The following is a 21,648-nucleotide window of genomic DNA, read 5'->3' on the forward strand; positions in this document are numbered from 1 at the left end:
CTACTGCTCATATGCGCTGAGTCCGGAAATCTCTCGCCCTTGCGCCAGTTTGTGCAGCAGCGGCGTCAGTTCTTCCATCAACGCCAATTCCTTCTGCGTGCGTGCTTTCCAACCCAGGTCCAGCGGCGCCATCAGTTCACTCAGCGCTTCGCCATCAAAGATGCGGCGACGCAGCACGCCATCGACAAAGCCTTGAAGAGCATCGATTGCCAGGCCATGGCGCTTTGCGATGTCGGCGATCACACGTTGCTTCTTCGCGACCTTGAAGCGGTCAAAGCCATTGCGAATGGCGTCCTCGTCCAAGGCTTGGCCCACGGGCAGCCCGCGGATGTACTCGGCGATGTCGTCTCGATCGTCGATGAACTTGGCATCGGCCTGGATCAGGCCGATGAGCTGCTCGCGGTTCAAGGTCAGCTTGCCGGGCTTCTGCTGCGTCATGCGGGCAATCAGGCCCATGATGTAGTCGTAGTCGATCACCGCCGAGGCGAAGAGCACGAACTCGAAATCGAGCTGCTGCACTTCGGGAGGGGTGTGGTCGCGATCTTGCTGGGCCTTCAGGCGCTTGGCCGTCTCCAGGTACACGCCCTTGAAGCCCAGCATCTGGTCGGGCGGGGCGATCTGGTTGATCTGCGTTTTCTGCTCTTCCGACAGGTCGGTGTATTGATCCAGCTGCGTTTTGAGGCGCTGCACTTCTTTGAAGAGGTTGACGAACTGGCTGCGCGCAGCGTCACCCTTCAGGTTGGCGACTTCTTCCGGGGCGTTCGTCAGGCCTTGTGACTGCATGAAGTCCGCCAGCTTTTGCGTTGCGGCTTGCAAGGTGTCGATGACCTTGGGCGCCGGGTCCACCAGCCAGATTTCGCGCGGGTTGTCGGTCTTCTCGCCCGAGAACAGCGCGATGGCCTCTTCCACAGGCTTTTGCTGCTGGCGGAAGTCGAGCACATTGCCGTAGGGTTTGCTGTCGTTCAAGACGCGGTTTGTGCGCGAGAACGCTTGGATCAGGCCGTGGTACTTGAGGTTCTTGTCCACGTACAGCGTGTTGAGGTACTTGGAGTCGAAGCCGGTGAGCAGCATGTCCACCACGATGGTGATGTCGATCTTCTGGCTGTGCCGCAAGTCGGCATTCGGGTATTGCTGGTCCTTGATGCGCTTCTGCACGTCCTGGTAGTACAGGTCGAACTCGGCAATGCGGTGGTTCGTGCCGAAGCGCGCGTTGTAGTCGGCCATGATGCGCGTGAGCGCGGCTTTCTTGCCTTCGGGGTCCTGCTGGTTGTCGGCCTTCTCCTGCGGCAGGTCTTCTTGAATCTGCTGAACGTCCTTGTTGCCTTCGGCAGGGGGAGAGAACACGCAGGCCACGTTCAGCGGACCGAAGCTGTCATCCTCTGACCGCTTTTTACCCTGCAGTTCCTTGAAGGCCTCGAAATACTCGATGGCGTCATTGATGCTGGCGGTGGCCAGTACGGCATTGAACTTGCGCCCGTTGGTGGCGGCATCGTGCTTGGCCAGGATGGTCTCGATGACCTTGGCCTTCGGCAGCCCCTCACCCGGCTTGGGCGGCTTTTTGCCCTCGGGCTTGAAGAAGTCGATGTGGAACTTCAGGACATTCTGGTCTTCGATGGCGTGCGTGATCGTGTATTCGTGCAGGCAGCGCTGGAATAGGTCATCTGTGGTGCGATAGCTGGCCTGCTGGCCTTCGATCTGTACGGCCGTGGCGTTGTCCTTGAAGATCGGGGTGCCGGTGAAGCCAAACAACTGGGCCTTCGGGAAGAACTCCTTGATGGCCTTGTGGTTGTCTCCGAACTGCGAGCGGTGGCACTCGTCGAAGATGAACACCACGCGCTGCTCCCGTAGGGGCTCCAGACGCTGCTTGTAGGTCTCCTGGCCCTGCTTTTCTTTCTGCTTGTTGCGCTTGCTGTTCTCGTCCAGCGCCAAGCCGAGTTTCTGGATGGTGGTGACGATCACCTTGTCGGCGTAGTCGTCGGACAGCAGGCGGCGCACCAGTGTTTCGGTGTTGGTGTTCTCTTCGACGCAGCCTTCCTGGAAGCGGTTGAATTCTTCGCGCGTCTGGCGATCCAGGTCTTTGCGGTCCACCACGAACAGGCACTTGTCGATGTCCGGGTTGTCTTTGAGCAGGGTGGAGGCCTTGAACGAGGTCAGCGTCTTGCCCGAGCCGGTGGTGTGCCAGATGTAGCCGTTGCCGCAGTTCTGGTGGATGCACTCCACGATGGCTTTGACGGCATAGATTTGGTACGGCCGCATCATCAGCAGCTTCTGCTCGCTGGCGACCAGCACCATGTAGCGGCTGATCATCTGGCCCAAAGTGCACTTGGCCAAGAACTTGTCGGCGAAGCTGTCGAGCTGGGTGACCTTCTTGTTGTCTTCGCTGGCGAACTGGTAGACCGGCAAGAAGCGCTCATCGGCATTGAAGCTGAAGTGCCGGGCGTTGTTGTTCGCGAAGTACCAGGTGTGGGTGCGGTTGCTGACGATGAAGAGCTGCAAGAAGCACAGCAGGGTTTTGCCATAGCCGTTGCCGGGGTCGCCCTTGTAATCGACGATCTGCTGCATCGCGCGGCGCGGGCTGACCGCCAGCGTCTTCAGCTCGATCTGCACCACCGGCACGCCGTTGATAAGCAGGATCACGTCGTAGCGGTGATTGCTGTTGTCGGTGTTCATGCGCAGCTGGTTGACGACCTCGAAGTCGTTCTTGCACCAGTCCCGAATGTTCACCAAGGTGTAGTTCAGCGGTGTGCCGTCGTCGCGCTCGAAGGCGTTGATGTTGCGCAGCGTTTGGGCGGCGTTGTAGGCATCGGGCGTGATAATGCTGTCCAGCAAGCGTTGGAACTCACTGTCGGTCAGACGCACCCGGTTGAGTGCCTCAAATTTGGCGCGAAAGTTGGCCTCTAGCGCAGCACGGTCCCGGATATCTGGGCGATAGGTGTACTTGAGGTCACCAAGCTTGGCGATCAGATCGAGTTCGATTTGTTGTTCTGAGGTCGTCATGACTCTTTTCTCAAGGACCCAAATGGTTTACGAGCGCCATTGCATGGGCGGGTAAAAGCCGTAGTGCTCATGTGTGTTGACTCCCTGACTCAGTGGCACCTTCGTCAGCTCCGCCTGCGCGCACCCACTCGTCCACTTCGGACAATTGAAACTTCCACAGCCGCCCTACGCGGTGCGCTGGTAGGCCCTTGCGCTCTCTCCAGCGATAAACAGTGTCTTTGGCGACACCCAGATGCTGGGCCACGTGTTCAGCAGTCACCCACGGTTCAGTGCTCATGTCGATGGCGCTCTGGAATTATGTTTTAAAGTCGTCTTAAATCGACTGAAGTCTATCATTGAAATGATATTTAAGCACCCGCCTAGCCAACCTCAAGCTCCCAGATAGATCGACGTCAACGTCAACCGCTCATGCCCGAGTTCACGGCTGATTTGCTGGCGGGCGTGGCGGTCGACCAAGCGCTGCGACAGACCGAATTGAGCCTTGCCAGGTCCGCCTGCTGCTGGTGACTTCCACCCCGTCAATATTTCATATCGCATCTGTGCATACTGATGCCGCAGCCCATGCATATTGCTCAGCCCCGCCGCCTTGCACTGCCCATCGTAGATGTGCCGCTGCTGGATGTAGGTCTTGTTTGCCGGGATCAGTGATCCTGTGCCCGCCAGGCGGTGTGCTGCGTGGAGCGCGTCGCGTTGCTCTGTCGTGGTGATGGGCACAGTTCGCTCCCGACCGCCCTTGGTCCACGATCCCTTCAGGGCGATGTGGTCGCCCCGATCTGCGTAACTGGGCTGGAACTTGATCGCTTCCTCCCGACGTAATCCGAAGGCGGCCTGTAGATGAAGGCTCATGCGTACGTGCGCGTCGGTGACCTGTTCAAGACCTGTACCCAGTTTTTGGGCCTTGCTGATGTTGGTCACATAGCGGCGCTCGGGCACACCAAGCTGTGTGTTGTCCGAGGGCAGGATGCCGGCCTTGCCGATCTTCTCCGCCCACCAGCGCAGGTGGGAGAGCCGATTTTTGATAGTGCCAGACGACAAATCTTCGCCTTGCCAGCGTTCCAGCAGCGCCTGGACATGTTTGCCCTTGAGCGACGAAGCCTTCATCTGCCGGAAACCGGCCTCGCGCAGTTGCCGCGCAGCCAGCGCGAGAGAAGGCATCCGGTCGGCCTGTGTGTTGTGGCTGCCGTCACGGTTGCGCTGGCATAGCTGCCGCAGGGTGTAGGTCAAGTCGTCCATCTTCCGGCCTCCAAGCAAATGGCCGTACTGCGTTGTCCTGAAACTCAATGGTTAGTGTTGGTGCCAACTCGCCAAGACGAGATCCCGTGAGGGCAAGGGCATGGTGTTCAGGAGACACCAGAGCCTCGAATGAGGCGTCCGTCTTGCTTCCTGCTGGAAGCCCGGACGGAGGTACTACAAGACGAAAGTGATGCGAACGTGGACGAGTCCTCCTATGAAGTGAGTGGGATGAGAAATGCAGCGGCAGCCCTGTACGTTGCACAAAGGCAATTGCCGCAAAGGACGGTGCGCAAGGCGGCGCGGTAGGGATGAGTTCAAACAGACGAAGAAGGCTCTGCCCTTGGGTAGGGTCGGTATGCGGTCTGAGCCTGGGCATACCTGGGGTGGCTTCACCCTGTCGGGCCAGCGCTTGCAGGAACCTGCGCTGTTGGGGGCAACGATGTACAAAGCCCATCGGTCTTGGCAACTGCCCGGTCAGTGTAGGGCGGCCATCATCATGTCTGCCGCACGCAATAGGATTCGGCATTCGCCCGCATTGTTGCTGGCGTGGGCGGGGTCGTCACTGCGGCGTGCAGTGACGACCCGTTTCGCGGCAGCATTTGCTACGCATGAAGCGGCTGCCATCCCCTGGTCTGCATTGCCTGTGCTGCGATGTCCCCAGCGTTCGTCGGGGCATTCAGCATCTTGCGGATGTTGGCGATGTGCGCCAGGGCGGTTTCACGCGATGCCGGTGGCGCAGTCGGTTCTGGACGGTGTTCGGTGCGTGGCACACCAGCAGGCCGATTTTCGGCAGGCCGTGGGGCGGCAGATGTCTCCTTACGACCTGCCCACAGGCGGAATTCACCCGCAAAGACGCGCTTCACCAAGGCGAAGAAGTAGGCCACGACATTGCGCACGGTGCCGCTCTGGCTGCGTGCCTGCAACTCGTCGAGCACTTCCTGGCGATGCTGCGGCGGCAGCCGCCGCAAGGCGGCCTGCACGTCCTTTTGCTGGTCTGCCTGGGCATTGCTCAGGCAGGGCGGCAAGCTCAACCGCCGCGATGCGGGATCGCTGTTTTCTTCGCGCGCGCGGTACGTACGTTCTTTTTTATACATATACGTCTTATACGTACTGCTCTGCTCAGTCGTCATGTGGCGAGCGTGCCCGGTCTGTTGCGGAACAAGCGTGCTGCCAGCGGAATCGCCAGCCAATGGCAGTGGGTCAGCTGCCTCGCTTGCCGGCGACGGCGGCATCGGGGGCAAATCATCGTCATCGCGGAATTGATCGTGGGCCGCAATGGAAGCAGCTTCCGGTGCCTGCGCCAGCGTTGCCTGAATGTGGACGGCCACCCGATCCACCTGGTTGTTTTCGTGGCCGATGGAGGCTTGCAAAAGCGCGGGCAGACTGGCATCGAGTGCGCAGGCCTGTTGGAAGTGCAGGGCGCTTTCGTGAACCCGATACAGCTCGCTGAGCACATGGCCGGTCAGAGGATCGCGGTGCTGGCCCACCAGACTGATCCACCCCGTCAGCCGAAGTACGACGAGAACGCGGCGCAGGCCATGCCCGGACCCGCAAGGCGGGTTCGTGCGTATTGGCGCACGCTGTAGGAGCGGCTTCAGCCGCGAACGCGGTTCGCATGGCGCTTGGGCGATCAAAGCGATCCCGCTTCCATGGATGAAAATTCCACTTCCCGGCGAATTCCCGCTTCCGGCTTGCCGGAAACGAATCCTCCTCGATTTGCGGGGCTTCCCCAACGCGATTCACATCGGGCTTCCAACCACGACGCGCAAGGCGAGCTCGTGCGTACCGGTGCACCGTAGGAGTGGCTTCAGCCGCGAAACGCGGTCCGCATGACGCCCAGGCGATCTGGGCGATCCCGATCCCGTACATGAAAAATTGCCCCGTGGTTTTCCGCTACGGGTTCGCTGGCTGTGAATCCGCCTCGCCGGTCTTCCTTGGCGCGTTTCACACAGTGCAGACAATGGCCTCAACGGCAACGCGTGCTCGCCGAGCAGCAGCGGCTTCGGCCGCGAACCCGTTCGCACGATTCGTCCGCACGCGCGCGAACAAGCTGCCGCCAAAGACGGGAAAACCCGCCTTTCGGCGGGTTTTCCGGTTTGCTTTCCGGGCGCTGCCGGCTTACAGCGGTTTGCCGCCCAGCTTCCAGGTGACCTGTACGAAGTAGCTGCGGCCGATCGCGTCGAACCACGAGGTGTTGTAGTACGGGTACGCGGCCCAGGTCGCGTCGCGCGGCGGCATCTTGTCGAACAGGTTGTTGACCGACAGCGACACCCGCAGGTGGTCGTTGATGTCGTAGCGCGCGCCGGCATTGAAACGCCAGGTGGCTTCGGTCCAGGCATCGTTGTCGTAGTTGGCGACGCGGCCCAGGTAGTCGCCGAACAGGCTGGCGCCCCACGCGCCCTTGTCCCAGGTCACGCCCAGGTTGGACTTGACCCGCGGCAGGGTGGTGTCGCTGAAGGTGACCGACAGCATGTCCTCGGTCGGATCGCCCGGGTACTGCTGGCGGGTGTGGCGATGGGCCCAGGTGTAGGTGCCGGTGAAGCTGAAGTCGCCGGCCGCCGCCGTCTGCAGGCGGTAGTTCGCGGCCACGTCGATGCCGGACGTCTCCTCGCGGGCGATGTTGATCGGCGCGAAGTGGACGCTGGTGATGGTGCCGCCGGCATCGCGGATCACGCGCGCCATCGCGTCCACGCAGGTCGGCGAGCTCGGGTCGACTGTCGCGCCGGTGTCGGTCTTGCCCAGGCGGCAGTTGGCTTCGGTGATGCGCAGGATTTCGCGGTCCTGCGACTGCACCTGGTTCATCACCTTGATCTTGTAGTAGTCCACCGCCAGGTCGAAGTTGGCGATGGGCGACCACACGAAGCCGGCGGTGAACGACTTGCTGGTCTCCACGTCCAGGTCCTTGTTGCCGGCATAGACGTCGAGCGTGTTGCTGTCCCAGCTGCCGTCGTCCCAGCAGTCGCCGTCGCTGAAGCCCGGCTCGTCCTGGCGGCACTGGTAGTAATCCGTCGAGACCTTGCGGTAGTAGTCGTCGCCGGCGAACAGGTAGTGCATGTCCGGCGCGCGGAAACCGGTGCCGTAGGAGCCGCGCACCAGCAGCGTGTCGAACGGGCGCCATTCCAGGCCCGCGCTGTAGGTGAACTTGCCCGGATGCCTGTTGCCGAAGCTGTAGCGGTCGTAGCGACCGGCCAGGCTGGCTTGCAGGCTCGACGCCACCGGCACGCGCAGTTCGCCCGCGGCGCTCCAGCGGTTGCGGCTGCCGCTGCCATCGCCGTACTGCGGGCCGTAATAGGCGTCCGCGGTCAGCGCCAGCGGGTCGGGGTGGATGGCGTAGGACTGGCGGCCATACTCGACCACGCCGGCGAAGCCCACGTCGCCGGCCGGCAACGAGAACAGGTCCGACGTATCGGCGGTGAAGCTGACGTTGTCGTTCTTGGCCTCGGGGCGGAAAGTGGACATCGCCGCGATGGAGGCGAACTCGGCCGGCGTCAGCGGCTTGAACAGGCGTTCCGGATCCGGGTTGTAGATCGCGTAGCCGTCGTCGTCGTAGCCCAGCCGCTCGCCCAGGAACAGGCGGTTGGCGGCGTCGGCTCTGATGCGCGGCATCTTCACGTCGGCCTTGTACTGGGAGTGGTTGTAGGCGCCTTCCCAGTTCCAGGCGTCGCCGAACATGCCCTTCAGGCCGGTGGTCGCCGACAGCGTCTTCTGCGTGGTGGTGTTCATGCGGTTCTTCAGCCCGCCGACTTCCTCGGGGCTGAACTGCCGCTGCCAGATCTCGTAGTGGCCGGTGCCGGCGTTGTAGAACACCTTGTCGTTGTTGTCGGTCGAGGCCGGGTCGTGGAATTCCCAGCCCATGTTGTCGCTGACCGCCGTGGGGCTGCCGTTGCCGGTCATCAGCTTGACCTCCTGGCGGCCGAGCTGGACGTCGGCGAACCAGGACAGGGTGTCGTCGAAGCGGTATTCGAACGAACCGTAGGCGGTGGCGCCCTTGCGCTGGTTGTTGATGGTGCGCTGGGCGGTGACCCGCTCGCTGCCGCAATAGGGCTCGCCGTAGCGGTCCTCGGCCAGATGGGTGGTGCCGCTGTTCGTGCCCGCCAGCGCGGCGCAGTCGCCTTCCGGATCGAGCGCCACGTCGTCGTCGACGTCGTAGCGGCGGGCGACCAGGCTCGGCAGCCGGCTGCGCGCGGTCGGGCCGTCGAGCGTGGAGTCCTGCACCTTGCGCTGGGTGCCCCACACCGGGCGCTTGTCCATCAGTTCCACGCCGACGATGCCGCTGAAGTTGCCGCGTTCGAAGCCGGTGGTGAGGGTCAGGTCGTGGGATTCGCCGCCGCCGCGGCTGGTGTCGCCGTAGCGGTAGTCGATGGTGGTGCCGTCGGTGGACTTCTTCAGGATGAAGTTGATCACGCCGGCCATCGCGTCGGAGCCGTAGACCGCCGAGGCGCTGCCGGTCAGCACCTCGATGCGGTCGATCATGCCCAGCGGGATGTTGCCGATGTCGGTGAAGTTGCTCTTGCCGTTGAGCGGCAGCGGGAAATCGGCGACGCGGCGGCCGTTGATCAGCACCAGGGTGTGGTTGGGGCCGAGGCCGCGCAGGTCGACAGCCTGCGCGCCCGGGGTCGACTGCGCGCCGGTGGTGTTCTGCTGGCCCTGCGTGTAGCCGTTGTTCTGGCTCAGCGAGCGCAGCACGTCCGGGACCGAGGTGAAGCCGGCCGCCTTGATCTGCTCGGCGTTGACCACCGTGACCGGGGCGGGGCCTTCGACCTGCGCGCGCGGGATGCGCGAACCGGTGACCTGCACGGTATCCAGCTGCTTGGTTTGATCGTTGTCGGTGCTCTGGGCCAGAGCCATTGCGGGGGCGGCCATGCCAAGCAAGGCCAACTGGATTGAACGCACCATCGCGTGTCTGCGCATGAATCGGATCTCTGCTGAAAGTGTTCCGGGAGTGTTCTGGTCGGCCCGCGCAAGCGCCGGGAAGGCCCCGTTCGAAACGTGAATGGGGCGTGGTCATCTAACACCTTTTTTACATGCTTGACCACTGCCGGAAAGTCTGGCATTACGGCGTGGAAGCGATTACATGCGGTGTTGGAGGGCGGTATGAAACCGGAGATCTTCCGTTACGGGCGTATCGTCCTGGCCTTGGCCGCGCTGGCCTTGGCTGGAGCGGCGGGGGCGGCCGGCAGCCGCGGGCTGTCCGATCCGGGCTACCGCTATTACGAGGTGGGCGATCTCGACGCGCCGCGCCCCGGCCGGACCCAGGCGGCGATGATGCTGATGGGCGGCGGCGACTGGGTTCCCGATGCCTTCCATTGGTGGGTCGAGCGCGCGGGCCACGGCCGCGTAGTGATCCTGCGCGCCTCCGGCGACGACAACCTGCAGAAGGAGCTGTACCACGACATCGGCGGGGTCACCTCGGTGCAGACCCTGGTGTTCGACAGCCGCAAGGCGGCCGACGACCCGGCGGTGCTGCGCGTCGTGCGCGGCGCGGATGCGATCTTCATCGCCGGCGGCGACCAGTCGCGCTACATCCGCTTCTGGAAAGGGACCGAATTGAACCAGGCGCTCAACGAGCACGTCGCGGCGGGCAAGCCGATCGGCGGCACCAGCGCCGGCCTGGCGATCCTTGGCGGCTACAGCTACGGCGCGCTGGACGGTGGCAGCATCAACTCGCCGGCCGCGCTGAGCGATCCGATGGGCAGCGAGGTCACCATGGACCGGGACTTCCTGGCCATGCCGTACCTGTCCAACGTCGTCACCGACACCCATTTCGCCAAGCGCGACCGCCTGGGGCGGCTGATCGTGTTCGTCGCGCGCGCCGCCCAGGAAAAGGGGCAGGACGACATCGTCGGCATCGGCGTGGACGAGGACACCGCCCTGTGCGTGGAAGCGGACGGCCGCGGCCGCGTGTACTCGCTCGACGATGGCTATGCCTGGCTGGTGATGCCGCAGCGCACCGCCGACCGCCTGAGCAGCGGGCAGTCGCTGGAATTCAGCTCCATCCCGGTGACGGGCGTGGGCTCCGGCAGCCGGCTGCACCTGGACGGCTTCACGGTGGACAACCCGGCGTTCACCGCGGTCGCCAGCGTGGTGGACGGGGAGCTGGAACTCCAGCCGGACTGACCGGCGGCAGTACGCCGGGGCGTTGGATGGAAGGGGCTTCGGCCCCTTTCCTTTTTGCCCGCGCGGGGCGTCGCCGGCGCGGCGACTGTTCAGCGCGGCGAAGGCGTGCCTAGAATCGGGCACCTTTCCAGAGTGAAGAAACATGAAGCTGACTTCCGCCGTATTGCTGGGCCTGGCCTCGTTGTCTTCCGCGGCCGCCATGGCGGCGCCGGCGTCGCCGCTGCTCGTGATCCACGGCGGGGCGGGCGTGGAGCGCCAGGACCTCAAGCCGGAAGAAATGCGCGCCGCCCGCGCCGCCCTGGAAGCCGCCCTGCGCAAGGGGCACGAGGCGCTTGCCGCCGGCAAGCCGGCGATGGATGCGGTGACCGCCGCGATCACCGTGCTGGAGAACGATCCGACCTTCAATGCTGGCCGCGGCGCCGTCTTCACCCATGACGGCAGGAACGAACTCGACGCCTCGCTGATGGATGGCGCCACGCTGCGCGCCGGTGCGGTGGCCGGCGTGCATACCGTCAAGAACCCCATCCTGCTGGCGCGCGCGGTGATGGAGCACTCGCCGCACGTGATGATGGTGGGGCAGGGCGCGGAGATGTTCGCCGCCGAGCAGAAGATCGAGCAGGTCGATCCCTCCTATTTCCGCACCGAGAAGCGCTGGCAGCAGCTGCAGCGTGCACTGAAGGAGGAGGCGGCCGGCCAAGCGCACGCCGACCTGGAGACGGCAAAGCACTTCGGCACCGTCGGCGCGGTGGCGCTGGATGCGCAGGGCAAGCTCGCCGCCGGCACCTCCACCGGCGGCATGACCAACAAGCGCTACGGGCGCGTGGGCGATTCGCCGATCATCGGCGCCGGCACCTACGCCAGCGACAGCTGCGCGGTGTCGGGCACCGGCTGGGGCGAGTTCTACATCCGCCTGGCCGCGGCCCACGAGATCTGTTCGCGCATGAAGTACCTGCGGGAGACCCCGGCGCAGGCCGGCGAGGAGGTCATCGTCAAGCGCGTGCCGGAACTGGGCGGCGATGGCGGCGCGATCGTGCTGTCGGCCGACGGCAAGGCGGCCACGCCGTTCAATACCGAGGGCATGTACCGCGGCTGGATCGGTGCCGATGGCGTGCCGCACGTGGCGGTCTTCGCCGACGAAAAGCTGAAGATGCCGGGCGAGTGAAAGCGCGGCGGAGGCGGGCAGCGGAATTTTCGCGGAATGTGAAAATTTCTGTTGACAGCATCGTGCGCCATCACCAGAATAGCGGGCTCTCCCACCCCTGACCGGTTAGGCCAAGGTCATCAAAGAGGGGTGGAGCGGAGGGATACCCAAGCGGCCAACGGGGGCAGACTGTAAATCTGCTGGCTTACGCCTTCGGTGGTTCGAATCCACCTCCCTCCACCAGTTTCATGTTGTGGCGTCGTTCCCGGTGCGGGAGTAGTTCAATGGTAGAACCTCAGCCTTCCAAGCTGATGGTGCGGGTTCGATTCCCGTCTCCCGCTCCATTGAACGAATGAAAAAACATGCCATAATACAAAACTCGCTCACGTAGCTCAGTCGGTAGAGCACCTCCTTGGTAAGGAGGAGGTCGAAGGTTCGATTCCTTTCGTGAGCACCATCTTGCTCAAAGCGCCATAACCAACCTGTTACCGAGAAGAAGCAGCCATGTCCAAGGGTAAGTTCGAACGTACCAAGCCGCACGTCAACGTCGGCACCATCGGCCACGTCGACCATGGCAAGACCACGCTGACCGCCGCGCTGACCAAGATCGGTGCCGAGCGTTTCGGTGGCGAGTTCAAGGACTACTCCTCGATCGACGCCGCGCCGGAAGAGAAGGCGCGCGGCATCACGATCTCGACCGCGCACGTCGAGTACGAATCCGCGACCCGTCACTACGCCCACGTTGACTGCCCGGGCCACGCCGACTACGTCAAGAACATGATCACCGGTGCGGCGCAGATGGACGGCGCGATCCTGGTGTGCTCGGCCGCTGACGGCCCGATGCCGCAGACCCGCGAGCACATCCTGCTGTCGCGTCAGGTCGGCGTGCCGTATATCGTCGTGTTCCTGAACAAGGCCGACATGGTGGACGACGCCGAGCTGCTCGAGCTGGTGGAAATGGAAGTGCGCGAGCTGCTGAGCAAGTACGACTTCCCGGGCGACGACACCCCGATCGTGCACGGTTCGGCCCGTCTGGCGCTGGAAGGCGACCAGAGCGACATCGGCGTGCCGGCGATCCTGAAGCTGGTCGACGCGCTGGACAGCTGGATCCCGACCCCGGAGCGTGACGTCGACAAGCCGTTCCTGATGCCGGTGGAAGACGTGTTCTCGATCTCGGGCCGCGGCACCGTGGTGACCGGCCGTATCGAGCGCGGCGTGATCAAGGTGGGTGAGGAAATCGAAATCGTCGGTATTCGCCCGACCCAGAAGACCACCGTGACCGGCGTGGAAATGTTCCGCAAGCTGCTGGACCAGGGCCAGGCGGGCGACAACGCGGGCCTGCTGCTGCGCGGCACCAAGCGTGACGACGTGGAGCGCGGCCAGGTGCTGGCCAAGCCGGGTTCGATCACCCCGCACACCGAGTTCGAAGCCGAGGTGTACGTGCTGTCCAAGGACGAAGGTGGCCGTCACACCCCGTTCTTCAAGGGCTACCGTCCGCAGTTCTACTTCCGTACCACCGACATCACCGGCGCCGTGCAGCTGCCGGAGGGCGTCGAGATGGTGATGCCGGGCGACAACGTGAAGATGTCGGTCACGCTGATCAACCCGGTGGCGATGGACGAAGGCCTGCGCTTCGCGATCCGCGAAGGCGGCCGTACCGTCGGCGCCGGCGTGGTCGCCAAGATCACCAAGTAAGCCTGCAGTATCCGGCGGTAGTTGAGTCTGCCGCTGGTACGCGAATGGCGGGCCGGGAACCTCGGTCCGCCTTCGCCGTCTAAGGGACGTGAAACAAGCCAAGTCATACGCCAGTAGCTCAATTGGCAGAGCAGCGGTCTCCAAAACCGCAGGTTGGGGGTTCGAGTCCCTCCTGGCGTGCCACTTGCCACACTCTATCCAGTGACCTTGGTCGCGCCCGCAACAAGAGTCGGATGAACAGCAAGATCGAACATTCCAAGAGCGCCGCTTCGGGTGGCGATATGGTCAAGTACGTTGGCGCCGGGCTGCTGGTGCTGGCGGGCTTGTTCGTCTGGTTCTGGTTCTCCACTCCGCTGCGCTCGGCCCAGTTGGGTGCATGGTCGGGTCAGCTGCGTGCGCTGGCCGTGGTCGTCGGCCTGGTTGCCGGCGGCGCGCTGTTCATGCTCACCGCCAAGGGTCACCAGGCCCGCGAATTCCTTTCCGAATCTCGTTTCGAGCTGCGCAAGGTCGTGTGGCCGACCCGCCAGGAAGCCATCCGCATGACGTGGGTGGTGATCGTGGTGGTGATCGTGCTGAGCCTGCTGCTGGGTGGTTTCGACTTCGCGATCCAGAAGCTGACCCAGTGGTTCCTGGGTCGTTGAGGAGATAACAGTGAAACGTTGGTACGTCGTCCACGCCTATTCGGGCTTCGAGAAGTCGGTTGCCCAGGCCCTGCGTGACCGCATCGTCCGCGATGGCATGGAGGAGCGTTTCGGCGACGTCCTGGTTCCGACCGAGGAAGTGGTGGAAATGCGTTCCGGCCAGAAGCGCCGTTCCGAGCGCAAGTTCTTCCCGGGTTATGTGCTGGTCCAGATCGAGACCCACGAGGAAGCCGGCATCCCGCGCATCGACAACGAAAGCTGGCACCTGGTCAAGGAAACCCCGAAGGTGATGGGTTTCATCGGCGGTACCGCCGATCGCCCGCTGCCGATCCGCGACGACGAGGCCGCCGCGATCCTGGACCGCGTCCAGGAAGGCGTCGAGAAGCCGCGTCCGAAGGTGCTGTTCGAGCCGGGCCAGATGGTCCGCGTCATCGACGGCCCGTTCAACGACTTCAACGGCGTGGTCGAGGAAGTCAACTACGAGAAGAGCCGCCTGCGCGTGTCGGTGCTGATCTTCGGCCGCGCCACCCCGGTCGAGCTCGAATTCGGCCAGGTCGAGAAGGCGGTCTGATCGTATCGCCAGCCTGTTCAGGTTGGCCTTGGAAAAACTGCTAGAATTGCCGGCTCCCTGCAAGGGGCTGAAACCAAAGGCTGCCGCGAGGTGGCCTTTGGCGCGATTCCAAGATTTCAAAACGCGATGCCGGGACGCGTGATTCCCGGTCCGATGGGGAGCCTGTTGTCGCAAGGCGCTAGCACCCGGAGAGCACTCAAATGGCAAAGAAAGTTGTCGGTTACATCAAGCTGCAGGTGAAGGCCGGTCAGGCCAACCCCTCGCCGCCGGTCGGTCCTGCGCTGGGTCAGCGCGGCCTGAACATCATGGAGTTCTGCAAGGCGTTCAATGCCGCCACGCAGAAGCTGGAGCCGGGCCTGCCGGTGCCGGTGATCATCACGGCCTACTCGGACCGTACGTTCACCTTCATCACCAAGAGCACCCCGGCGACCACGCTGCTGAAGAAGGCCGCGGGCATCACCTCCGGCTCCAAGCGTCCGAACACCGACAAGGTGGGCAAGGTCACGCGCAAGCAGCTGGAAGAAATCTGCAAGGCGAAGGAGCCGGACCTGACGGCTGCCGACCTGGACGCCGCCGTGCGTACGATCGCGGGCTCGGCCCGTTCCATGGGCCTGGTGGTGGAGGGTTAATCTGATGGCACAGACCAAGCGTGAGAAGGCCATCAAGGCCGCCGTCGTTCCGGGCAAGACCTATGCCTTCGAGGACGCGATCAACATCCTGAAGACCGCCACCAAGGCCAAGTTCGTCGAGTCGATCGACGTGGCCGTGCGCCTGGGCGTGGATGCGAAGAAGTCCGACCAGCAGGTGCGCGGTTCGACCGTGCTGCCGGCCGGTACCGGCAAGTCGGTCCGCGTGGCCGTGTTCGCTCCGGCCGGCGCCAAGGCTGACGAAGCCCTGGCCGCTGGCGCCGAAGCCGTCGGCATGGACGACCTGGCCGAGAAGATGCAGGCCGGCGACCTGAACTACGACGTGGTCATCGCGACCCCGGACGCCATGCGCGTCGTCGGCAAGCTGGGCACCGTGCTGGGCCCGCGCGGCCTGATGCCGAACCCGAAGGTCGGCACCGTTTCCCCGAACCCGGGCGAAGCCGTGAAGAACGCCAAGTCGGGCCAGGTCCGTTACCGCACCGACAAGGCCGGCATCATCCACTGCACCATCGGCAAGGCCAGCTTCGACAACGCCGCGCTGCAGTCGAACCTGCAGGCGCTGCTGCTGGACCTGATCAAGGCCAAGCCGGCCACCTCGAAGGGCACCTACCTGCAGAAGGTCTCGGTCAGCTCGACGATGGGCCCGGGCGTCACCGTCGACCAGTCGTCGCTGACCCTGAAGTAATCGTTTCAAGCGGCCGCGGCGCTTCGGTGCCGTGGCCGTGACATTTGAAGGCATCGCGGGCAGTGCATCGTCCGCGGTAGCCGTCAAAGACCGCAGGCGCGGTCAGCGCATACCGGCGACGGGCACGGAAGCTCGATCTGGCAAGGAGTCGCCGCCGGCATAGCGGGATCGCTTAATCGATTCCCCGGAATCACCCTGCGTAGATGGTGCCCTTCTGGAGTTTTTCTGGTTCACGCACGTCTGGGTTTCCCAGGTTGGCCCACTCCAGGTCTAGAACGGCCCACCCCCGGAGCATCATCCCGATGTTCCCGGCGTCCAGGACGGATGCCGCACAGGACCGCACACGGCAGGAGCCGTAAGCGGAGTTCAATTGGAGGAGTGCAATGGCTCTCAATCTGTCCCAGAAGCAAGAAGTAGTCGCCGAGCTGGCAGACGTCGCCGCCAAGGCCCACTCCTTGATCGCAGCCGAATACGCTGGCACCACGGTCGCTCAGATGACCGCGATGCGCAAGCAGGCCCGCGAAACTGGCGTTTTCTTGAAGGTTGTCAAGAACACGCTGGCCGCGCGCGCCGTCGAAGGCACCGATTTCGCAGTCGCTAAGGACCAGATGGTCGGTCCGCTGCTGTATGCGTTTTCGCTCGAGGAGCCCGGCGCTGCCGGTCGCCTGATCAAGGATGCCGCCAAGGGCAACGACAAGCTGCAGGCGAAGATCGTGGCCGTGGGTGGCGAAGTCTACCCGGCGAGCCACGTCGACGTGCTGGCATCGCTGCCGACCCGTGATCAGGCCCTGGCCATGCTGGCCCGCGTCCTGACCGAGCCGGTCACGATGTTCGCGCGCGCCGTCAAGGCTGTTGGTGAGAAGCAGAACGGTGGTGCGGCTGTCGAAGCCGCCGAGCCGGCCGCTGAAACCGCCTGAGTTCGACGTTTTCGTGGTTCTGAATAGAACCTCAACCCAGAATATTTTCCAAAGGTAATCAAAATGTCCCTTACCAACGAACAGATCGTCGACGCCATCGCCGAGAAGTCCCTGATGGAAGTGATGGAGCTGGTCAAGGCCATCGAAGACAAGTTCGGCGTTTCCGCCGCTGCCCCGGTCATGGCCGTCGCCGCTGCCGGCCCGGCCGCTGCCGTCGAAGAGCAGACCGAGTTCAACGTCATCCTGAAGGATGCCGGCGCCAAGAAGGTCGAAGTGATCAAGGCCGTGCGCGCCATCACCGGCCTGGGCCTGAAGGAAGCGAAGGATCTGGCCGAGGCCGGTGGCGTCGTGAAGGAAGGCGCTTCGAAGGAAGACGCCGAGAAGTTCAAGAAGGAACTGGAAGCCGCCGGCGCCACCGTCGAGCTGAAGTAAGCAGTTCCCTTGCGTCGCCATCGATTCACGGCGATGCAGCCAAGGCTGGGGGCCTAAAGCCCCCGGCCTTTGGTCGTTGTAGAGCCGGGCATGCCCGGCGCGGTGAGAAGCCCAGCACGGGCTGCGTTCCAACCCTGGCCAGCCGGCGCATCGCGCGGCGGGCAGGGCGGCAGGCAGACGAGTTGGCAGTTGGAAGTAGCGGGAGAAGGCGTGCTGGTGCCGGCAATACCAGCGACTTCCAACTGACAATTTAAAAGTTCCCTTCCGGGTCGTGGACGCACGGCCCGCACAACAAGGTGGAAGATCCCATGACGTCCTATTCGTACACCGAAAAAAAGCGCATCCGCAAGGATTTCGGCAAGCAGCGCTCGATCCTCGAGGTGCCGTTCCTGCTCGCCATCCAGGTCGACTCGTACCGCGAGTTCCTGCAGGAAAACACTGATCCGGCCAAGCGCTCCGACCACGGCCTGCACGCCGCGCTGAAGTCGGTGTTCCCGATCTCCAGCTACAGCGGCAACGCCGCCCTGGAGTACGTGGGCTACAAGCTGGGCGAGCCGGTGTTCGACGAGCGCGAGTGCCGCCAGCGCGGCATGAGCTACGGCGCGCCGCTGCGCGTGACCGTGCGCCTGGTCATCTACGACAAGGAATCGTCCACCAAGGCGATCAAGTACGTGAAGGAGCAGGAGGTCTACCTCGGCGAGATCCCGCTGATGACCGACAACGGCACCTTCATCGTCAACGGTACCGAGCGCGTCATCGTCTCGCAGCTGCACCGTTCGCCGGGCGTGTTCTTCGACCACGACCGCGGCAAGACCCACAGCTCGGGCAAGCTGCTGTACAGCGCCCGCATCATTCCCTACCGCGGCTCCTGGCTGGACTTCGAGTTCGACCCGAAGGACGCGCTGTTCACCCGTATCGACCGCCGCCGCAAGCTGCCGGTGTCGATCCTGCTGCGCGCGCTCGGCTACAACAACGAAGAAATGCTCAACGAGTTCTTCGACATCAACACCTTCCACATCCTGCCGGAAGGCGAGGGCGTGCAGCTGGAGCTGGTGGCCGAGCGCCTGCGCGGCGAAACGCTGGGCTTCGACCTGGCCGACGGCGACAAGGTCATCGTGGAAGCCGGCAAGCGCATCACCGCGCGCCACGTCAAGCAGCTGCAGGCCTCGGGCATCGCCGCGCTGGCCGTGCCGGACGACTACCTGGTCGGCCGCATCCTGTCGCACGACGTGGTCGACGCCAACACCGGCGAGCTGCTGGCCCAGGCCAACGACGAGATCACCGACGAACAGCTGCAGAACTTCCGCAAGGCCGGCGTGGACGCCATCGGCACCCTGTGGGTGAACGACCTGGACCGCGGCCCGTACCTGTCCAACACCCTGCGCATCGACCCGACCAAGACCCAGCTCGAGGCCCTGGTCGAGATCTACCGCATGATGCGCCCGGGCGAGCCGCCGACCAAGGACGCCGCGCAGAACCTGTTCCACAACCTGTTCTTCACCTTCGAGCGCTACGACCTGTCCACGGTCGGCCGCATGAAGTTCAACCGCCGTGTCGGCCGCAAGGAAGTCACCGGCGAAGCCGTGCTCTACGACCGCAAGTACTTCGGCGAGCGCAACGACGAGGAATCCAAGCGCCTGGTCGCCGCCCACGGCGACAGCTCGGACATCCTGGACGTGATCAAGGTCCTGACCGAGATCCGCAACGGCCGCGGCGTGGTCGACGACATCGACCACCTGGGCAACCGTCGCGTGCGTTCGGTCGGCGAAATGGCCGAGAACGTGTTCCGCGTGGGCCTGGTCCGCGTCGAGCGCGCGGTCAAGGAGCGCCTGTCGATGGCCGAGTCCGAAGGCCTGACCCCGCAGGAGCTGATCAACGCCAAGCCGGTCGCCGCCGCGATCAAGGAATTCTTCGGTTCCTCGCAGCTGTCGCAGTTCATGGACCAGAACAACCCGCTGTCGGAAGTGACGCACAAGCGCCGCGTCTCGGCGCTGGGTCCGGGCGGCCTGACCCGCGAGCGCGCCGGCTTCGAAGTGCGCGACGTGCACCCGACCCACTACGGCCGCGTCTGCACCATCGAAACCCCGGAAGGCCCGAACATCGGCCTGATCAACTCGCTGGCCGTGTACGCCCGCACCAACCAGTACGGCTTCCTCGAGACGCCGTACCGCAAGGTCGTGGACGGCAAGGTCACCGACGACATCGAGTACCTGTCGGCGATCGAGGAAAACGAGTACGTCATCGCCCAGGCCAACGCGCTGACCGATGCCAAGAACATGCTCACCGAGCTGTTCGTGCCGTGCCGCTACCAGGGCGAGTCGCTGCTCAAGCCGCCGGCGGAAGTGCACTTCATGGACGTCTCGCCGATGCAGACCGTGTCGGTCGCCGCGGCGCTGGTGCCGTTCCTGGAGCACGACGACGCCAACCGCGCGCTGATGGGCGCGAACATGCAGCGCCAGGCGGTGCCGACCCTGCGTGCGCAGAAGCCGCTGGTGGGTACCGGCATCGAACGCGCCGTGGCGCGCGACTCGGGCGTGACCGTGAACGCCCGTCGCGGCGGCGAGATCGTGCAGATCGACGCCGGCCGCATCGTGGTCAAGGTCAACGAGAGCGAGATCACCGATGCCGCCGACGCCGGCGTGGACATCTACAACCTGATCAAGTACACCCGTTCGAACCAGAACACCTGCATCAACCAGCGTCCGCTGGTGAACGTGGGCGACGTGATCGCGCGTGGCGACGTGCTGGCCGACGGCCCGTCGACCGACATCGGCGAACTGGCCCTGGGCCAGAACATGCTGATCGCGTTCATGCCGTGGAACGGCTACAACTTCGAAGACTCCATCCTGCTCTCCGAGCGCGTGGTGGAAGAGGATCGCTATACCACGATCCACATCGAAGAGCTGACCTGCGTCGCGCGCGACACCAAGCTGGGGCCGGAGGAAATCTCCGCCGACATCCCGAACGTCTCCGAGCAGGCGCTGAACCGCCTGGACGAGAGCGGCGTGGTGTACATCGGTGCCGAAGTCCGCGCCGGCGACATCATGGTCGGCAAGGTCACCCCGAAGGGCGAAAGCCAGCTGACCCCGGAAGAGAAGCTGCTGCGCGCGATCTTCGGCGAGAAGGCCTCCGACGTTAAGGACAGCTCGCTGCGCGTGCCGCCGGGCATGGACGGCACCGTCATCGACGTGCAGGTCTTCACCCGCGACGGCATCGAGAAGGACAAGCGCGCGCGCCAGATCGAAGAGAACGAGATCAAGCGCGTCAAGAAGGACTTCGACGACCAGTTCCGCATCCTGGAAGCGGCGATCTACGCGCGCCTGCGCTCGCAGATCGTCGGCAAGGTGGCCAACGGCGGTGCCGGCCTGAAGAAGGGCGACACCATCACCGACGCCTTCCTGGACGGCCTGAAGAAGGCCGACTGGTTCACCCTGCGCATGAAGGACGAGGACGCCTCCGAAGCGATCGAGCGCGCGCAGAAGCAGATCCAGGCGCACGAGAAGGAATTCGAGCGTCGCTTCGCCGACAAGCGCGGCAAGATCACCCAGGGCGACGACCTGGCCCCGGGCGTGCTGAAGATGGTCAAGGTGTTCCTGGCCGTGAAGCGCCGCATCCAGCCGGGCGACAAGATGGCCGGTCGCCACGGCAACAAGGGCGTGGTCTCCAACGTGGTGCCGGTCGAGGACATGCCGTACATGGCCGACGGCACTTCGGTGGACATCTGCCTCAACCCGCTGGGCGTGCCGTCGCGCATGAACATCGGCCAGATCCTCGAGGTGCACCTGGGCTGGGCCGCCAAGGGCCTGGGCCGGCGCATCCAGAAGATGCTGGAGCAGCAGCGCGCGGTCAGCGAGCTGCGCGAGTTCCTGGGCAAGATCTACAACCACGACAGCAAGCTGTCCGGCGAGCGCGTGGACCTGTCGCAGTTCAGCGACGAGGAACTGATCGCGCTGGCCAAGAACCTGACCGACGGCGTGCCGATGGCCACCCCGGTGTTCGACGGCGCGCACGAGGACGAGATCCGCGAGATGCTGAACCTGGCCTACCCGGACGGCGACAGCGACACCGAGCAGCTGGGCTTCAACGCCAGCAAGACGCAGATGCAGCTGTACGACGGCCGCACCGGCGAGGCGTTCGACCGCAAGACCACCGTCGGCTACATGCACTACCTGAAGCTGAACCACCTGGTCGACGACAAGATGCACGCCCGTTCGACCGGTCCGTACTCGCTCGTCACCCAGCAGCCGCTGGGCGGCAAGGCGCAGTTCGGCGGCCAGCGCTTCGGTGAGATGGAAGTCTGGGCGCTGGAAGCCTACGGCGCGGCCTACACCCTGCAGGAAATGCTGACGGTGAAGTCCGACGACGTGCAGGGCCGCAACCAGATGTACAAGAACATCGTCGACGGCGAGCACGAGATGGTCGCGGGCATGCCGGAATCCTTCAACGTGCTGGTGAAGGAAATCCGCTCCCTGGCCATCAACATGGAACTGGAAGACAACTGATCGCGCAGGCGCCGCTGCATCACTGCGGCGGCGCCGCCGGCAGCGCCCTGACAGCCCATCGACACAGCAT

At 64.1% G+C, this 21,648-nt stretch carries 15 protein-coding genes and 4 tRNA genes; 14 read left to right on the plus strand and 5 right to left on the minus strand.

Annotation, left to right across the window (positions count from 1 at the left end; translation table 11 throughout):
- The 5 genes from CQ393_RS04950 to CQ393_RS04970 form a co-directional block, all read right to left on the minus strand.
- A complete protein-coding gene (locus CQ393_RS04950; protein ID WP_153190520.1) occupies positions 1 to 2,997 on the minus strand; it encodes a type I restriction endonuclease subunit R in 2,997 nt (998 codons plus the stop codon).
- A gap of 67 nt (positions 2,998 to 3,064) precedes the next feature.
- A complete protein-coding gene (locus tag CQ393_RS04955) occupies positions 3,065 to 3,274 on the minus strand; it encodes a helix-turn-helix domain-containing protein (RefSeq protein WP_153190521.1) in 210 nt (69 codons plus the stop codon).
- 92 nt (positions 3,275 to 3,366) lie between these two features.
- The gene (locus CQ393_RS04960) at positions 3,367 to 4,230 is read right to left on the minus strand and encodes an integrase domain-containing protein (RefSeq protein ID WP_153190522.1); all 864 of its coding nucleotides are present in this window, start codon (positions 4,228 to 4,230) and stop codon (positions 3,367 to 3,369) included.
- 602 nt (positions 4,231 to 4,832) lie between these two features.
- A complete protein-coding gene (locus CQ393_RS18175; protein WP_306767949.1) occupies positions 4,833 to 5,963 on the minus strand; it encodes an STY4528 family pathogenicity island replication protein in 1,131 nt (376 codons plus the stop codon).
- Between the two features lie 385 nt (positions 5,964 to 6,348).
- Entirely contained in the window at positions 6,349 to 9,141 is a 2,793-nt protein-coding gene (locus CQ393_RS04970) for a TonB-dependent receptor (protein WP_153190523.1), read from the minus strand.
- Positions 9,142 to 9,324: 183 nt separating this feature from the next.
- On the opposite strand from CQ393_RS04970, the gene CQ393_RS04975 reads away from it, so the two are divergent.
- The 14 genes from CQ393_RS04975 (at position 9,325) to rpoB (ending at position 21,578) form a co-directional block, all read left to right on the plus strand.
- A complete protein-coding gene (locus CQ393_RS04975; RefSeq protein ID WP_153190524.1) occupies positions 9,325 to 10,347 on the plus strand; it encodes a cyanophycinase in 1,023 nt (340 codons plus the stop codon).
- Positions 10,348 to 10,546: 199 nt separating this feature from the next.
- Complete coding sequence (locus tag CQ393_RS04980; protein ID WP_228114297.1) at positions 10,547 to 11,509, plus strand: isoaspartyl peptidase/L-asparaginase; 963 nt, start codon at positions 10,547 to 10,549, stop codon at positions 11,507 to 11,509.
- A gap of 136 nt (positions 11,510 to 11,645) precedes the next feature.
- Positions 11,646 to 11,731: transfer RNA gene (locus CQ393_RS04985), tRNA-Tyr, on the plus strand.
- Positions 11,732 to 11,758: 27 nt separating this feature from the next.
- Positions 11,759 to 11,832 (plus strand) — tRNA-Gly (locus tag CQ393_RS04990).
- Positions 11,833 to 11,869: 37 nt separating this feature from the next.
- Positions 11,870 to 11,945, plus strand: a tRNA-Thr gene (locus CQ393_RS04995).
- 47 nt (positions 11,946 to 11,992) lie between these two features.
- The gene (gene tuf, locus CQ393_RS05000; RefSeq protein ID WP_153190526.1) at positions 11,993 to 13,183 is read left to right on the plus strand and encodes an elongation factor Tu; all 1,191 of its coding nucleotides are present in this window, start codon (positions 11,993 to 11,995) and stop codon (positions 13,181 to 13,183) included.
- Positions 13,184 to 13,290: 107 nt separating this feature from the next.
- A tRNA-Trp gene (locus CQ393_RS05005) sits at positions 13,291 to 13,366 on the plus strand.
- Positions 13,367 to 13,416: 50 nt separating this feature from the next.
- Positions 13,417 to 13,824: a preprotein translocase subunit SecE gene (secE, locus tag CQ393_RS05010; RefSeq protein ID WP_153190527.1), complete on the plus strand. Its 408-nt coding sequence runs from the start codon at positions 13,417 to 13,419 to the stop codon at positions 13,822 to 13,824.
- 10 nt (positions 13,825 to 13,834) lie between these two features.
- Positions 13,835 to 14,395 carry a transcription termination/antitermination protein NusG gene (nusG, locus tag CQ393_RS05015; protein WP_343199579.1) on the plus strand — a complete coding sequence of 187 codons (561 nt, stop codon included), beginning with the start codon at positions 13,835 to 13,837 and terminating at the stop codon, positions 14,393 to 14,395.
- Between the two features lie 200 nt (positions 14,396 to 14,595).
- The gene (gene rplK / locus CQ393_RS05020; RefSeq protein ID WP_057636147.1) at positions 14,596 to 15,024 is read left to right on the plus strand and encodes a 50S ribosomal protein L11; all 429 of its coding nucleotides are present in this window, start codon (positions 14,596 to 14,598) and stop codon (positions 15,022 to 15,024) included.
- A 4-nt stretch (positions 15,025 to 15,028) separates the two neighbouring features.
- Positions 15,029 to 15,727 carry a 50S ribosomal protein L1 gene (rplA, locus tag CQ393_RS05025; RefSeq protein WP_153190528.1) on the plus strand — a complete coding sequence of 233 codons (699 nt, stop codon included), beginning with the start codon at positions 15,029 to 15,031 and terminating at the stop codon, positions 15,725 to 15,727.
- A 383-nt stretch (positions 15,728 to 16,110) separates the two neighbouring features.
- On the plus strand, positions 16,111 to 16,644 hold the full coding sequence (gene rplJ / locus CQ393_RS05030; RefSeq protein WP_055767461.1) for a 50S ribosomal protein L10: 534 nt from the start codon (positions 16,111 to 16,113) through the stop codon (positions 16,642 to 16,644).
- 63 nt (positions 16,645 to 16,707) lie between these two features.
- Positions 16,708 to 17,076, plus strand: coding sequence for a 50S ribosomal protein L7/L12 (gene rplL, locus CQ393_RS05035; RefSeq protein ID WP_054663288.1), 369 nt, complete (start codon positions 16,708 to 16,710; stop codon positions 17,074 to 17,076).
- A 308-nt stretch (positions 17,077 to 17,384) separates the two neighbouring features.
- Complete coding sequence (rpoB, locus tag CQ393_RS05040; protein ID WP_153190529.1) at positions 17,385 to 21,578, plus strand: DNA-directed RNA polymerase subunit beta; 4,194 nt, start codon at positions 17,385 to 17,387, stop codon at positions 21,576 to 21,578.
- Positions 21,579 to 21,648 lie beyond the last annotated feature (70 nt).

Source organism: Stenotrophomonas sp. MYb238 (assembly GCF_009496535.1).
Lineage (GTDB): Bacteria > Pseudomonadota > Gammaproteobacteria > Xanthomonadales > Xanthomonadaceae > Stenotrophomonas.